The organism is Kitasatospora sp. NPDC029312 (assembly GCF_055569215.1).
Genome location: NZ_JBVHXY010000008.1, coordinates 179,579 through 193,717 on the forward strand (window position 1 = coordinate 179,579; position 14,139 = coordinate 193,717).

Genomic DNA, 14,139 nt, shown 5'->3' on the forward strand with positions numbered 1-14,139 from the left:
CCCGTTCCGGGCCGGACGGAGTGGAAAGTCGGCCCCGCCGACGTCCCACTCCGCCACCCGCCGCGGCCTCCCCGCCAGAGGCCTCGCCGCGCTCGGCGGATAATGGCCGCCGGCCCGGGCCGCCCGGGCCGGCGGCAGCGATCGATCGAAAGGCGGACGGCGGATGACCCTGGAGGCAGGACGGCGCGTCAGGTTGGCGGAGGATCTCGCCCTCTGCGAGGCGGTCGCCGGGGAGGCCGAGGCCGTCGTCGGGTCCCTCTCCCTGGGGGCCGGGCTGGAGGGCACCGTCGAGCGGGTGGACGGGGAGCTTCCGGAGGGCGAGGGGGTCCGCGAGTACCGGCGGCTCAAGGCGCTGTTCGACGACTACGGGCACACCATGCCCGTGGCGAGCCGGGAGCGGCTGGAGGCGCAGATCGCCGCGCTGGAGCCGGAGTGGGCCGCGCACCGGGAGCGCGGACGCCGGGTGACGGTGCGGGTCCGCTGGGACAACGGCTTCGTCCTGGACGGGGCGCACCAGGAGATCCTCACCGTGCTGTGAGGAAGCCGGCGCGTTTTATCCCCGGGCCTGCTCCCGCGCCTTCACCCACGCCGCCTCGCGCAGCAGCCGCAGGCCGTTGAGGCCGACGATGACGGTCGAGCCCTCGTGGCCCAGGACGCCGAGGGGCAGCGGCAGGGTGGCGACGAGGTCCCAGACGACCAGGGCCGAGATGAACACCGAGGCGATCACCAGGTTCTGCACCACGAAGGACCTCGCCCGCCGGGAGAGCGCCACCATGGCCGGGACGGTGGCGAGTTCGTCGCGCACGATGACCGCGTCGGCGGTCTCCAGGGCGAGGTCGGAGCCGGCCCGGCCCATCGCGATGCCGGTGTGGGCGGCGGCCAGGGCGGGTGCGTCGTTGACGCCGTCCCCGATCACCAGCACCTTGCGGCCGGCCGCCTCCTGCTCCCGGACGGCGGCGACCTTGCCCTGGGGCAGCAGCCCGGCCCGGACCTTCGCGATGCCGACCTCCGCGGCCACCGCAGCGGCGGCGCGCGGGTTGTCGCCGGTGAGCAGCATCGGGGAGCGGCCGGTGAGGCCGGTGAGCGCGGACACCGTGGCGGCGGCGTCGGGGCGCAGCCGGTCGGCGATGCCGAGCACGCCGACGGGAACGCCGTCCACCTCCACCAGGACGGCGGTTCGGCCGCGGGCCTCCACCTCGGCGACGATCCCGGCGAGGGTCCCGGAGGCGACCTCGGTGACGGTCCCGGAGACGGCGCCCCCGCGGCCTCCGCCGGCCTCCGGTCGACGGAGGCCCCCACGCAGCCGCTCCGGCGTGCCGACCGCGACCATCCGGCCGTCCACCGTGGCGGTCACCCCGACGCCGGGGACGGAGTCGAAGTCCTCGGCGGGCAGCAGCGCGAGCCCGCGGGCCCGGGCGGCGTCGACGACGGCGCGGGCGAGCGGGTGCTCGCTGGGGTGCTCGGCGGCTGCGGCCAGGGCCAGCAGTCGACTCTCGGACAGGCCGGAGCCGGGCAGGGGCCGGAGGTCGGTGACGCGGGGGGTGCCTTCGGTGAGGGTGCCGGTCTTGTCGAGGGCGACGGCGTCGACTTGTCCGAGGCGTTCCATCACCACGGCGGACTTGACGAGCACGCCGTGGCGCCCGGCGTTGGCGATGGCGGACAGCAGCGGCGGCATGGTGGCGAGGACGACGGCGCAGGGCGAGGCGACGATCATGAAGGTCATCGCCCGCAGCAGTGAACCGGTGAGGGCCGCGCCGAAGGCGAGCGGGACGGCGAAGACGGCGAGGGTCGCGACCACCATGCCGATCGAGTAGCGCTGCTCGACCTTCTCGATGAACAACTGGGTCGGCGCCTTGGTCTCGGAGGCCTCCTCGACCATGGCGACGATCCGGGCGATCACCGAGTCCGCGGCGTCCCGGTCGACCCGGATCCGCAGCGCCCCGGTGCCGTTGAGGGTGCCGGCGAACACCTCGTCACCGGGCCGCTTGGCGACGGGCAGCGGCTCGCCGGTGATGGTGGCCTGGTCGACGTCGCCGGCGCCGTCGAGCACCCGCCCGTCGGCGCCGATCCGCTCCCCCGGCCGTACCAGGACCGTGTCGCCGACGGCCAGTTCCCCGGTCGGGACGGTCTCCTCGGCGCCGTCCGGCAGCAGCCGGGTCGCGGTGGCGGGCGCCAGGTCGAGCAGTCCGCGCACCGAGTCGGCGGTCCGGGCGGTGGCCAGGGCCTCCAGGGCGCCGGAGGTGGCGAAGATGACGATCAGCAGCGCGCCGTCCATCACCTGGCCGACGGCGGCGGCGCCGAGCGCGGCGACGACCATCAGCAGGTCGACGTCGAGGGTCTTCTCGCGCAGTGCCCGGAGTCCGGCCCAGGCGGGCTCCCAGCCTCCGCCGGCGTAGGCGAGGGCGTACAGCGGGCCCCAGGTCCACGCGGGGGCGCCGGTGAGCTGGAGCGGCAGCGCGATCAGGAAGAGCAGGGTCGCCGCCGCGGCCCAGCGGGCCTCGGGCAGCGCGAACACCCGGGTGCGACGGCGCGGGGCGGTGTCCGGGCGTGGTGCGGCGGTGGGCGCGGGGTGCTCGGCCAGGGTGGTGGGCATGCGGAAGGAACCCTTCGAGGCAGGGTGGAGCCGATGACTCATCCAGCATACATGAACATATGAACGCCCCTTCATGCGTGAGTTGTACTATGGGCCTCATGGGTCATGGAGCCGCCCCCGCCACCGCCGTCCCGCACACGCGCCTGGACGCGGCCAGCGCCGCCCGGGTGGCGACCACGCTGCAGGCCCTCGCCACCCCGTCCCGGCTGCTGATCCTCTCCCGGCTGCGCGAGGGGCCCTGCGCGGCGACCGAACTCGCCGCCGAGGTCGGCATGGAGCAGTCCGCCTGCTCCCACCAGCTGCGACTGCTGCGCAACCTCGGCCTGGTGGTCGGGCAGCGGCAGGGGCGCTCGGTGGTCTACGCGCTCTACGACAACCACGTCGCGGCGCTGCTCGACCAGGCGATCTACCACATCGAGCACCTGCGGCTCGGGCTCGCCGACGAGCCGGACACCGCGGACTGACGCGCGACGCCCGCACCTCCGAGGCTCCTGCGCCGGACTGACCCGCCGTGCCGTGCCGTGTCCTGCCGTGCCGTGCCATGCCATGCCATGCCGAGGACCGTACGACCGCGCACCGCGCGTCCCGCCGGCAACAGGAGCATGTCGGGCGCTGCGGGGACCGGGTTCCCCTACCATCGGAGGTCCGTCCGGGCGGCCTGCCCGGCCGCGGCTCTGGGGGGAGTACCGGGTGATACGGATTCTGCTGGCCGAGGACATGCACATGGTCCGAGGTGCGCTGGTGGCGCTGCTGGACCTCGAGGACGACCTGGAGGTGGTCGCCGAGACCGAGCGCGGTGACCTGGTGGTGCCGAAGGCCCGGGAGACGGCGCCCGACGTGGCGATCATCGACATCGACCTGCCGGGCATGGACGGCCTGACCGCCGCCTGCCTGCTGAAGGACGAGCTGCCGCAGTGCCGGTCACTGATCCTGACCAGCCTCGGGCGGCCGGGCACGCTGCGCCGGGCGCTGGAGGCGCAGGTGTCGGGCTTCCTGCTGAAGGACGCGCCGCCCAAGGAACTCGCCGAGGCCGTCCGCGGGGTGGCGGCGGGCCGGCGGGTGATCGACCCTCAGCTGCTGCTGGACGCCTTCGACAGCGGCCGGAACCCGCTGACCCTGCGGGAGACCGAGGTGCTGCGGGCCGCCGCCGGCGGCGCCGAGGCGGCGGAGATCGCGGCGGCCCTGCACCTGTCGGTCGGGACGGTGCGCAACTACCTGACGACGATCGTGACCAAGCTCAACGCCCGCAACCGCATCGACGCCATCCGGCTGGCCGAGGAATCCGGCTGGCTGGTCTGAACGAGGCGCTCCGGCCTGAGGTGCTCAGGCCGGAGAAGTTCAGGCCGGCACCTCGGCGACCAGGTGGAACCACCCCCGCCCGTCCGGCCCGGCGCTGAGCCGCCCGCCGACCTCGGCGAGCCGCACCTCCAGGTTGTCCAGACCGCCACCGTGCCGGTCGCCGTCCCCGAGCGCTGCCCGCTCGGGGACGCCGTCGTTGGAGAGGGTGAGCCGCAGCCGCCCGTCCTCCGTCCGGCCCTTGACGACGCAGCACTCGGCCTTGCTGTGCCGCAGCAGGTTGGTGACGCCCTCGCGCAGCACGGTGGCGAGCACGGTGTCGGCCTCGCCGGTGGGCTGGAGGCCGCCCAGGTCGAACCGGGCCTCGATGTCGGCCGCTGAGAGCACGGAGCGCGCGGAGAGCGCCTCGCTCTCCAGCGACATGTCGCGGTAGCCGCGGGCCACCGCTCGCACGTCCGCCAGGGCCTGCCGGGAGATCTCCAGCACCCCGCCGAGTTCGTCGAGCGCCCGTTCGGGGTTGGCCGTGACCAGCCGGCAGGTCAGCTCGCTCTTCAGGGTGATCGCGGAGAGGCTGTAGCCGAGCAGGTCGTGGAGGTCGCGGGCGAACCTCAGCCGCTCCCTGGTGACGGCCAGCCGGGCCAGGTCCTGCTGGGCCTGCTGCACCTCGATGACCAGCTGGGCGAGCCTGGTCAGGCCGAAGACGATCAGCCCGGTGAGCGCCGTCGCCACGGTGAGGTAGACCGCCTCGGCCACCCCGATGCCGAGCAGCGCTCCGCTGACGCCGGAGAGCAGCACGACCGCCCCGAAGGCCGCTCCGGCCCGCCGGCCGGGCAGCAGGAGCAGCACCGAGGAGCCCAGGAAACCCGCCATCCCGCCCCAGGCGAAGCCGAAGAAGACCAGCGGCAGGTAGGTGAGCACCGCCTGGGCGAGCAGCGTCCAGCGTCCGTACCGCTCCCGGACTCGCTGCATCCGGGGCGCGCAGTGGACGAATTGCAGGGCCGAGGCGGCCGTGAATGTCAGGCTGGCCACGACGAATTGGCTTTCCGTCGGATGACTCGTGGTCATGTTCAGAAAGCCGATCAGCACGAAGCCGAGCTGCACGATCACCACAATGGCCAGTGCCAGCCTCGGTGGGGGGGCGTTGAAACCGGCCGGTCTGTTTTCCCCGGCGGGCAGACCCCCCGCGCCGCCGGATCCGTCGGGCCCCCTCCGCACACGCACGGTTCCACTCAAGCTGGACTCCCCCCAAGCGACTTGGGGGGAGTATAGGGCTCGACTATCGCCGCGCCGACACCTCGTTCGCACACTCGTCCCAGCCGGTGAAATCGGCCGGCTCCACCGGCGCCTCCCGGACCGGGCGACTGCCCTCCGGAAGCGTGCCCAGGACGAAGCCGCCGACCCTGCTCTCGGCCCGCCAGTCGACCCGCAGCACCCGGTCGGCCAGTTCGATGTCGCCGCTGCGCAGCGCGCAGGTGGCCAGGCCCATGGCCGTCCCCACCAGGTACATGCTCTGGGTCACCACGCCGACGTGCTTGAGCGTCAGCGCGTACGCGAGGCCGCTGAACTTCCAGGAGAGCCGGCGGTGCCGGGAGGTGATGGCGACCACCACGGCCGGCGGGGTGGCCAGCCGGGCCCCCACCGCGGCCTCGGCGAACAGTTCGTCGAGCTCCTCCCGGCTCTCGTTGACCGCGACCAGGCAGTGCTCGCCCGGCGCGTAGTAGTAGATCCCGTCCGGCAGGCCCTCGCAGTCCCGCACCGCCGGGTAGAACTCCAGCTCGTACGCGCCGTCCCCGCTGGGGTACGGGCGGTCGCTGACCGGTTCGCCGGACGGGTCGTCGGCGGGGGCCGGGCGCAGCCCGCGCACCCGGACGGTGCGGTGCAGGAACTCGGCGAGCTGCTCGGCGGTGAACGGGGCGGCGCCGAACTCGCGGATCGAGCGGCGGCCCTCGATCACCGTGGTCAGCACCGGGTCCCCCGCCAGCACCTGCTTGAGGTCGGGGCGGGCCAGGGCGTGGCGCCGGCCGGCCGGGAGCGGACGCAGCGCGGGCTCGGGGTCGGCGTGCCCGCGCAGCGGGTAGGTCGCACCGAACGGGCCGTCGTGGCGCCCGGTGGTGCTGCGGGTGTGGAAGAACAGGTCGACGCCGGACCACGCGGCCAGCACCGGGTCGACGTCCTCGCCGAAGGTCGGGGCGGCGAGCCGGATCAGCTCCACCGGCGACTCGGGCGCGGGCCCGCCGTCCTCGGCGACCGAGAGCAGTCCGGCGCCCGCGAGTTGGGCCAGCACCGCCAGCACCGCCGGTTCGGACAGGCCCGACTCCGGCACGATCTCGGCGGGCCGCACCGGGCGGCCGAGCATGCCGACCACCCGGGCGCTCTCCGGCCGGTGCAGTTCGACCCGGTGCAGGGCGGTGGGCGCCTCCAACACGAAGCCGGCGCCCTCGGTGCGCAGGAAGGCGAAGCGGGACAGCCGCACCGGCCGGCCCGGCTCGACCGGCCCGGGGTGGAACCGCGCCTCCTTGGCCAGCGGCACCACGGACAACAGCGGCTGGGCGGCGTCCTCCAGGCCGAGCGAGCGCACCACCAGGTGCTGGAGCCGGTGCAGCACCCGCAGCACCTCCGTCTGCCCGGCGTGGTCGGGCACCGGCTCCCCGCCGCCGGGGGCGGGGATCGCCCCGGCGAAGACGTTCTCCAGCATGATCGGCCCGAGGCCCATCCGCCGCAGGGTCTCCCCCACCAGCGGGTGCGGACGGTCCAGCCGGAAGTCCCCCCAGCCGGCTCTGAGCAGCAGCGACCCGTTCGGCTCGACCGGCTCGACCAGGACGTCCTCGCGCAGGGACCACAGGGCGCGGGGGCGGGCTCCGCCGGCGGCGCGGGCCGCGGCGAGGATTCCGTCGCTGGTCGGCATGGGTGACTCCTCAGTGCTGGTGGCCCGGCGGGCGGGGGCTCCGCCGGGCGGTCCGACCGGAGCGGTCAGACGAACAGGGGGATCGGATTGAGGTCCTCGTAGCGGGTGGGCCGGCCCACCCGTCCGAGGGCGACGGGGACGTCGAACAGGCGGCCCGGGGCGAACCGGGCCCACATCTGACGCAGGCCGGGGACGACGACCTTGACCACCGGCAGGCCGATGTCGGGCCGGGTCTGGTCGAGCACCAGCAGGTCGAGGCCGCGGGCGCGGACGGCCGCCACGCAGGCGGCGACCTCCTCCCCGAGGTCGCGGCGCGGACCGTCCGGGTAGTCGGCCGGGCCGCGCGCCGGCCGGGCCGGATCGGGCAGCAGGTAGGGCTGGTTGCGCACGGTCGCCGCGCGCCACCAGGAGAGCAGCTCCGGGTCGTCCAGGTCGTAGCCGGTGCCGTCGGGGGCCGCGCCGAGGGCGGCCGGCAGCAGCTGGCCCATCTCGGTCAGGGCCCGCCGCAGGGCGGTCCGGGCGTCGAAGTGGGCGCCGAAGCCGAACATGATGTCCTCGGCGGGCTTGTCGGTGCGGCGGGAGAGCACCGCGAAAACCGGAATGCCGAGGTCCGAGGTGAGGTCCAGGGCCCACACCTCGCGGCCCAGGCCGGCGTACAGCTCCATCGGGTCCCGACCCCAGACGTCGCCGAACTCCGCCATCCGGACGGCCGGTTGGCGGGTGCGGTTGTACCACCAGAGGGCGACGGCGTCCCGTTCGACGAGTTCCAGGAAGCCGTGCACGACGGCGTCCTCCAGGCTGCTGCCGGCCGCGTTGCCGTTGGAGTCGGCACGCAGCGCGCGGCTGCCGGCGGGCGGCGCCACCGGGCCGACCGCACAGCTGTAGTAGAGCATCCCGGTGGGCAGCAGGCGCCGGCGGCCGTCGGCCAGGGACCAGACCGGGGTCCAGTCCACCGGCTCGGTCTCGTCGAAGGGCGCCGGCACGTGCTGGAACACGGAGTGCCGCACGTTCCAGCGCTCCCGGTCCACGTACTGGCGCGGGTCGAACAGCTGGCAGGAGTCCGGGTGGACGGCCTCCGGGGCCAACTCCCGGTAGCTGCCGCGGATCCGGGTCTCATCGCCGTGCAGCGCGCCGCAGTGCCGCTCCAGTGCCTCGCACAGCGCGCTGACCTTCGCCTCCAGCGGGGTCGCGCCCTTGCCGCCGCTCATCTGCCGTAGTCCGGCGCGCAGTTGGTCGAGGTCGCCGGCCCCGGCCACCGGATTGCGGCCGGACAGGTAGCAGTTGATCCGGCCCGGGGCGCGCGGGTCCCGGCGGATCTCGGCGATCACGCCGGTCACCGGGCTGACCAGGTGGCCGTAGCGCTCGTAGACCTGCTCCGGCGTCTCGGCGCGGTGGCAGTCCGCGCCGTCCGCCTTTCGACGGGCCACCGGGACGACGGGCCGGGCCAGTTGGGCGGCCATCAGGCCCGGGTCGCCGCACTCCGCGCACTGCGGGCGGCGGTTCACCCGGTGGCCCCGGACGGCCAGGCCGAGGCTGTCCAGCACCCGGATCTCCCGCTGACCGGCGTGCCGGTAGCCGGCCAGCCACTTGACGGCCTCCAGGGCGGCGAGCTGCGCGCCGAGCGCCCGGACGGCCGGCACCGAGGTGTCCGGCCGGGCCACCGGGCCGGTCAGCCCCAGTGCCCGCTGCACCGGCACCTCGGAGCGCCGGTGGGCGCGCAGCCGGTGCGCCAGGCAGGTCCAGCACGGGCCGTCGGCCGCGCCGAACACCGGCCCGACCCAGGGGCTGGAGCCCCCGGGCTTGACCGCCAGCCAGGGCCGCCCGGCGGCCCGGTGGGCGGCGTCGACCTCGTACAGGGCCGGGTCGAGGTAGTCGGCGCAGACCACCACCGACAGGGCCCCGGCGCCGGCCGCGGCGGCCACCGGCAGGCCGTTGTTCCGGCAGGCCCGCTCCACTTCCCCGGCGTCGGCGCCGCCGACCGCGAGCACCGCGGCGCCCGCGCCGACCCGCTCCATGGCGGCGGCGCCGTCCAGGCCCGCCAGCTCCCAGTAGGCGCGGGCCGAGCGGTGCGCGGGCTCGGCGGCGGCCTCGCCGCGGTAGCCGATCAGCCCGGCTCGCGCGAGCCGGGCGATCAGCTGCCGGGCCCGGCCGTCCGGGAGCCCGGGGGCGGCGTCCCGCAGCACGCCCGCGAGGTCGCGGGTGCCGTCGAGCAGCGGCACCAGCCGTTCGATGCCCTCCCCCTGCAGGGCGGTCACGCCCTGGTCGGAGACCAGGTAGGCCGCGTCGCCGGGCACCACCTCGGCCCGCAGGTGGCTGCGGAAGCCGATCGGGCGGCGGTCGGCGGCGGCTGCGGCCGGCGCCGCGGGTGCGGGCGCGGCGGTCGGGTCGGCTCCGCGGATCACCGGAGGACCCCTACAGGCCGTCGGTCGAGAAGCAGACGCACAGCTGGGCGCGCCCGGCGGCGGGGTGGTCGAGGTCCACGATGGTGAGGTCCGACTCCTGGTCCCCGGCCGGGGACAGCAGGTCGGTCAGGTCCAGCGATTCGAGAAGAGCAGCTCCGAACACGGTATCCCCCAGGTGTCGTGATGGTCCGTCGGTTCTCGTGGGCTTCCGCCCCGGGCCTTCCCGGTGCGGCACCAGGATTCTGGGCTCACGGCCGGATGCGGGGACAGTGCCGGGCTCATCGATCGACCGTGAAATCCTCACGCCCCGGCCCCTCCCCGAGTCACCCCCGATCGGTGAGGCCGGCACTGGGGTGCGGGCCGCCCCGGATGCCATGGTGAAGACGCTGCGAGGCGCATCCCCACTCCTGGGGTCCGCGAGGCCCGAAGGCCTACGTGAGCCGCGACTTCGCGACGCGACGCCTTCGCGACGCCGGCGCCTTCGCCACGCGGCACGGAGCACTGAGCACGAAGGGAGACTCCGGTGGAGATCGGCATCCTGGGCCCACTGACCGCCAGGCTCGGACGGACGTCGGTGGTGCCGAGCGCGGGGAAGCCCAGACAGGTTCTCGCCCTGCTCGCCCTCCGATCCGGCACCAAGGTGCCGGTGGAGACGCTCTTCCACGAGCTGTGGTCGTACGACCCGCCGCGCAGCGCGGCCACCACCCTGCAGACGTACATCCTGCAGCTGCGCCGCATGCTCGCCAAGGGCCTGGCGCCGGAGGGCACCTGCCCCAAGACGCTGCTGCGCACCCAGTACAACGGGTACCTGCTCGACGTCCCGGTTGAGCAGACGGACGCGGCCCGGTTCGACCGGCTGCGGGAGGCCGGCCAGTCGGCGCTGCGGGCCGGCGACTGCGCGACGGCGGCGATCCAGCTGCGCGCGGCGCTCGACCTCTGGCGCGGACCGGCCATGGCCGACCTCCAGCTCGGCGAGATCCTCTCGATCGAGGCCGTCCAGCTGGAGGAGAACCGGCTGTGCGCCGTCGACGACCGGATCAGCGCCGACCTGGGCCTGGGCCGGCACGCCAGCCTGATCGGCGAGCTGGCCTCGCTGACGGCCCGGCACCCGATGCACCAGAACCTGCACGCCCACTACATGCTGGCCCTCTACCGCTGCGGACGGGCCTCCAACGCGCTGGACGTCTACCGGAGGCTGCACGGCACGCTGGTCGAGTCGACCGGTCTGGAGCCCTCCCCCAAGCTGCAGCGGCTGCACCACGCGATGCTCAACGCCGATCCCCAACTGGACGTCGTGGAGCGCGAGCCGGACCTCGCCCGGCTGTGACGCGCGGCGACCGCTGCCGGAGAGGGGGGCTCCGGCAGCGGTCGTCGGTTCGAGGGGCGGGGCGTCAGACGGGCTGGTTGCCGTGCTTGCGGCGGGGCAGCTCCGCGTGCTTGGAGCGGAGCACCGCCAGCGAGCGGATCAGCACCCGGCGGGTCTCGGCCGGGTCGATGACGTCGTCCACCAGGCCGCGTTCGGCCGCGTAGTACGGGTGCATCAGCTCCTCGCGGTACTCCTGGATCAGCAGGTCCCGCGTGGTCACCGGGTCGGTGGAGCCGGCGATCTCCCGGCGGAAGATCACGCTCACCGCGCCCTCCGCGCCCATCACCGCGATCTCGTTGGTCGGCCAGGCGAAGGACAGGTCGGCGCCGACAGAGCGGGAGTCCATCACGATGTAGGCGCCGCCGTAGGCCTTGCGCAGGATCAGCTGGATCCGCGGCACGGTGGCGTTGCAGTACGCGTACAGCAGTTTGGCGCCGTGCCGGATGATGCCACCGTGCTCCTGGTCGACGCCGGGCAGGAAGCCGGGCACGTCCAGCATGGTGACCAGCGGGATGTTGAAGGCGTCGCAGAGCTGGACGAAGCGCGCGGCCTTCTCGGAGGAGTGGATGTCCAGCACCCCGGCGAGCGACTGCGGCTGGTTGGCGACGATGCCGACCACCGAGCCGTTCAGCCTGGTCAGCGCGCAGATCACGCTGTTCGCCCAACGCTCCTGGAGCTCCAGGTACGCTCCGTCGTCGGCGATCGCCGCGATCACCCGGCGCATGTCGTAGGGCTGGTTGCCGTTGACCGGCACCAGGTCGAGCAGGTCCTCGCAGCGGCGGTCGGCCGGGTCCCCGGTGGGCTCGACCGGCGGCAGCTCCATGTTGTTCTGCGGCAGCAGCGAGAGGAGATAGCGGACCTCCTCCAGGCAGGTCCGCTCGTCGTCGTACGCGAAGTGCGCCACCCCGGACACCTCGGCGTGCACGTCGGCGCCGCCCAGCCCGTTCTGGCTGACCTTCTCGCCGGTCACCGCCTGGACGACGTCCGGGCCGGTGATGAACATCTGCGAGGTCTCCCGCACCATGAAGACGAAGTCGGTCAGCGCGGGAGAGTACGCCGCGCCACCGGCGCACGGGCCCAGCATCACCGAGATCTGCGGGATCACGCCCGAGGCCCTGGTGTTGCGCTGGAAGATGCCGCCGTAGCCGGCCAGCGCGGTGACGCCCTCCTGGATCCGGGCGCCGGCGCCGTCGTTCAGCGACACCAGCGGAGCACCGGCCGCCAGGGCCATGTCCATGATCTTGTGGATCTTCTGCGCGTGGGCCTCGCCCAGCGCGCCGCCGAAGATCCGGAAGTCGTGCGCGTACACGAAGACCGTCCGCCCGTGCACCTCGCCCCAGCCGACCACCACCCCGTCGGTGTACGGCTTGCGGTCCTCCAGGCCGAGGCCCGAGGCGCGGTGGCGGCGCAGCGGCTCCAGCTCGACGAAGGTGTCCTCGTCGAAGAGCACGTCCAGCCGCTCGCGGACGGTCAACTTGCCGCGGGCGTGCTGGCGTTCGGTGGCGTCCGCGCTCGGCCCGTCGTAGGCCTCCCGGTGCTTGGCGGCCAACTGCTCGACGGCGGCGCGCATCTGCGGTCCGACCGCCGTGGTCCGGGGGTGCACCGGGGGCCGGACCGGGGCGGGCGGCGGGGTGGGGCTGCCGACAACGGTGCCGAGGCGATCGGCGAGTCCGCTCTGAATGGTGGTCAACGTACTTCCCCTCTCGGAACTTCGGCCTCGTTCTTCGGCTCGGCGTCGGTGCGGGCCCGGTGCTCGGAGCCCCTGCACCGAGCCCGTGCTCAGAGCCCGGCGGCCGCGCGCAGCTCGGCGGCGCGGTCGGTGCGCTCCCAGGTGAGGTCGTCCGACTCGCGGCCGAAGTGGCCGTAGGCGGCGGTCTGCGCGTAGATCGGGCGCAGCAGGTCCAGGTCGCGGATGATGGCGGCCGGGCGCAGGTCGAAGACCTTGGTGACGGCCTCCTGGATGGCCAGCACCGGCGCGGTCTCGGTGCCGAAGGTCTCGACGAACAGGCCAACCGGCTCGGCCTTGCCGATCGCGTAGGCGACCTGCACCTCGGCCCGGCGGGCCAGGCCCGCGGCGACGATGTTCTTGGCGACCCAGCGCATCGCGTAGGCGGCCGAGCGGTCGACCTTGGACGGGTCCTTGCCGGAGAAGGCGCCGCCGCCGTGGCGGGCCATGCCGCCGTAGGTGTCCACGATGATCTTGCGGCCGGTGAGCCCGGCGTCGCCCATCGGGCCGCCGACCTCGAAGCGGCCGGTCGGGTTGACCAGCAACCGGTAGTCGCTGGTGTCGATGCCGAGCGAGGCGAGCTCGGGCTCCACGACGTACGTGCGGATGTCGGGGGCGAGCAGGCCCTCCAGGCTGATGTCGGCGGCGTGCTGCGAGGAGACCACCACGGTGTCCAGGCGCACGGCGCGGTCGCCGTCGTACTCGATGGTCACCTGGGTCTTGCCGTCCGGCCGCAGGTAGGGGACGGTCCCGTTCTTGCGGACCTCGGACAGGCGCTTGGACAGCCGGTGCGCCAGGGCGATCGGCAGCGGCATCAGCTCGGGGGTGTCGTCGCAGGCGTAGCCGAACATCAGGCCCTGGTCGCCGGCGCCCTGCCGGTCGAGCTCGTCCTCGGCGCCCTCGACCCGGGACTCGTAGGCGGTGTCGACGCCCTGGGCGATGTCCGGGGACTGCGAGCCGATGGAGACGGAGACGCCGCAGGAGGCGCCGTCGAAGCCCTTCTGCGAGCTGTCGTAGCCGATGTCCAGGACGGTGCGCCGGACGATCGCGGCGATGTCGGCGTAGCCGGTGGTCGCGACCTCCCCGGCGATGTGCACCTGGCCGGTGGTGATCAGCGTCTCGACCGCGACCCGGCTGCCCGGGTCCTGGGCGAGCAGCGCGTCCAGGATGGCGTCGCTGATCTGGTCGGCGATCTTGTCGGGGTGGCCTTCGGTCACGGACTCGGAGGTGAACAGGCGGCGGGCCATGGGTGCTCCGTAAGGGTCGGCGGCTGGGGTGCGGAAGGACGGGCGGGCGGAAGGACGGGCGGAAGCCCGGCGGGGAGGCGCCGGCCGGTCCCGGCCGGTGGGGCGGCGGGGACCGGCCGGGTGGTCAGTTCGCTTCGAGCAGCCGCTTGAGCTGGACGAGTTCCTCGGCCATCTCGTTGCGCTGCCCGACCACCACGTCCTCGTCGACGTGGGGCGGCAGGTTGACGGTGAAGCGGACGGCCACGTGCTCGCCGTGCTCCTGGAGGTCGAGCTCGGCCTCCTCCTCCTGGCCGCGGATCAGCGAGTGGATGACGTAGCGGCGGGCGCCGGCGCTCCGGGTGCCGGTGATCCAGGTCTCGATCGGGCCCATCACGGACTGCACCTGGAACCTGCCGTCCTGCTCGCCGTCGACCGCCTGGAAGAAGGTGGTCCACTCGGTCAGGTTGGGCACGTGCCCCAGGTAGGCGCCGACCGTGGCGAGGTCGCCCCTGATGTCGATGCCTCCGGTCACGGGGATCATTGCGGTGGTCCTCGCTCTCTCTCGTGGGTACGGGCATGGCGCGGGCGTGCTGCGGGCGTGCTGCGGGCTTTCCGGTCCTCCGGC

Annotated in this window: 12 protein-coding genes; 4 read left to right on the forward strand and 8 right to left on the reverse strand. The window is 74.1% G+C overall.

The features are described from left to right. Positions 1-163: 163 nt before the first annotated feature. Entirely contained in the window at positions 164-538 is a 375-nt protein-coding gene (locus ACZ4WV_RS10030) for a hypothetical protein (RefSeq protein ID WP_465744686.1), read from the forward strand. A gap of 15 nt (positions 539-553) precedes the next feature. Here ACZ4WV_RS10030 and ACZ4WV_RS10035 read toward each other — a convergent pair whose 3' ends face one another. Next, positions 554-2,593 carry a heavy metal translocating P-type ATPase gene (locus tag ACZ4WV_RS10035; protein WP_465744687.1) on the reverse strand — a complete coding sequence of 680 codons (2,040 nt, stop codon included), beginning with the start codon at positions 2,591-2,593 and terminating at the stop codon, positions 554-556. A 98-nt stretch (positions 2,594-2,691) separates the two neighbouring features. On the opposite strand from ACZ4WV_RS10035, the gene ACZ4WV_RS10040 reads away from it, so the two are divergent. After that, positions 2,692-3,057 carry an ArsR/SmtB family transcription factor gene (locus ACZ4WV_RS10040; protein ID WP_465744690.1) on the forward strand — a complete coding sequence of 122 codons (366 nt, stop codon included), beginning with the start codon at positions 2,692-2,694 and terminating at the stop codon, positions 3,055-3,057. Positions 3,058-3,283: 226 nt separating this feature from the next. Next, a complete protein-coding gene (locus ACZ4WV_RS10045; RefSeq protein WP_465744692.1) occupies positions 3,284-3,892 on the forward strand; it encodes a response regulator transcription factor in 609 nt (202 codons plus the stop codon). A 39-nt stretch (positions 3,893-3,931) separates the two neighbouring features. Here the strand turns inward: ACZ4WV_RS10045 and ACZ4WV_RS10050 are convergent, their stop codons facing one another. The 4 genes from ACZ4WV_RS10050 to ACZ4WV_RS10065 form a co-directional block, all read right to left on the reverse strand. Next, on the reverse strand, positions 3,932-4,918 hold the full coding sequence (locus ACZ4WV_RS10050) for a sensor histidine kinase (RefSeq protein WP_465744694.1): 987 nt from the start codon (positions 4,916-4,918) through the stop codon (positions 3,932-3,934). Positions 4,919-5,165: 247 nt separating this feature from the next. Continuing rightward, positions 5,166-6,794, reverse strand: a complete 1,629-nt coding sequence (locus ACZ4WV_RS10055) for a SagB/ThcOx family dehydrogenase (protein ID WP_465744696.1) — start codon at positions 6,792-6,794, stop codon at positions 5,166-5,168. Between the two features lie 65 nt (positions 6,795-6,859). After that, positions 6,860-9,196, reverse strand: a complete 2,337-nt coding sequence (locus ACZ4WV_RS10060) for a TOMM precursor leader peptide-binding protein (RefSeq protein WP_465744698.1) — start codon at positions 9,194-9,196, stop codon at positions 6,860-6,862. A 10-nt stretch (positions 9,197-9,206) separates the two neighbouring features. Then, on the reverse strand, positions 9,207-9,359 hold the full coding sequence (locus ACZ4WV_RS10065; protein WP_465744700.1) for a hypothetical protein: 153 nt from the start codon (positions 9,357-9,359) through the stop codon (positions 9,207-9,209). A 360-nt stretch (positions 9,360-9,719) separates the two neighbouring features. Between ACZ4WV_RS10065 and ACZ4WV_RS10070 the strand changes: the two genes are divergently transcribed. Further along, a complete protein-coding gene (locus ACZ4WV_RS10070; protein WP_465744702.1) occupies positions 9,720-10,523 on the forward strand; it encodes an AfsR/SARP family transcriptional regulator in 804 nt (267 codons plus the stop codon). Positions 10,524-10,587: 64 nt separating this feature from the next. On the opposite strand, the gene ACZ4WV_RS10075 is transcribed toward ACZ4WV_RS10070, so the two are convergent. The 3 genes from ACZ4WV_RS10075 to ACZ4WV_RS10085 all read right to left on the reverse strand — a co-directional run bounded on the left by ACZ4WV_RS10075 (position 10,588) and on the right by ACZ4WV_RS10085 (position 14,055). Continuing rightward, complete coding sequence (locus tag ACZ4WV_RS10075; protein ID WP_465744757.1) at positions 10,588-12,132, reverse strand: acyl-CoA carboxylase subunit beta; 1,545 nt, start codon at positions 12,130-12,132, stop codon at positions 10,588-10,590. Positions 12,133-12,341: 209 nt separating this feature from the next. Beyond that, positions 12,342-13,535, reverse strand: a complete 1,194-nt coding sequence (metK, locus tag ACZ4WV_RS10080; protein ID WP_465744704.1) for a methionine adenosyltransferase — start codon at positions 13,533-13,535, stop codon at positions 12,342-12,344. A gap of 124 nt (positions 13,536-13,659) precedes the next feature. Beyond that, positions 13,660-14,055, reverse strand: a complete 396-nt coding sequence (locus ACZ4WV_RS10085; protein WP_465744706.1) for a hypothetical protein — start codon at positions 14,053-14,055, stop codon at positions 13,660-13,662. Positions 14,056-14,139: the final 84 nt, after the last annotated feature.

Coding starts and splice junctions, on each gene's coding strand:
- metK (WP_465744704.1), bottom strand. CDS start 13,535: ATGGCCCGCCGCCTGTTCACCTCCGAGTCCGTGACCGAAGGCCACCCC.
- ACZ4WV_RS10040 (WP_465744690.1), top strand. CDS start 2,692: ATGGGTCATGGAGCCGCCCCCGCCACCGCCGTCCCGCACACGCGCCTG.
- ACZ4WV_RS10075 (WP_465744757.1), bottom strand. CDS start 12,132: ATGCGCGCCGCCGTCGAGCAGTTGGCCGCCAAGCACCGGGAGGCCTAC.
- ACZ4WV_RS10055 (WP_465744696.1), bottom strand. CDS start 6,794: ATGCCGACCAGCGACGGAATCCTCGCCGCGGCCCGCGCCGCCGGCGGA.
- ACZ4WV_RS10030 (WP_465744686.1), top strand. CDS start 164: ATGACCCTGGAGGCAGGACGGCGCGTCAGGTTGGCGGAGGATCTCGCC.
- ACZ4WV_RS10035 (WP_465744687.1), bottom strand. CDS start 2,593: ATGCCCACCACCCTGGCCGAGCACCCCGCGCCCACCGCCGCACCACGC.
- ACZ4WV_RS10085 (WP_465744706.1), bottom strand. CDS start 14,055: ATGATCCCCGTGACCGGAGGCATCGACATCAGGGGCGACCTCGCCACG.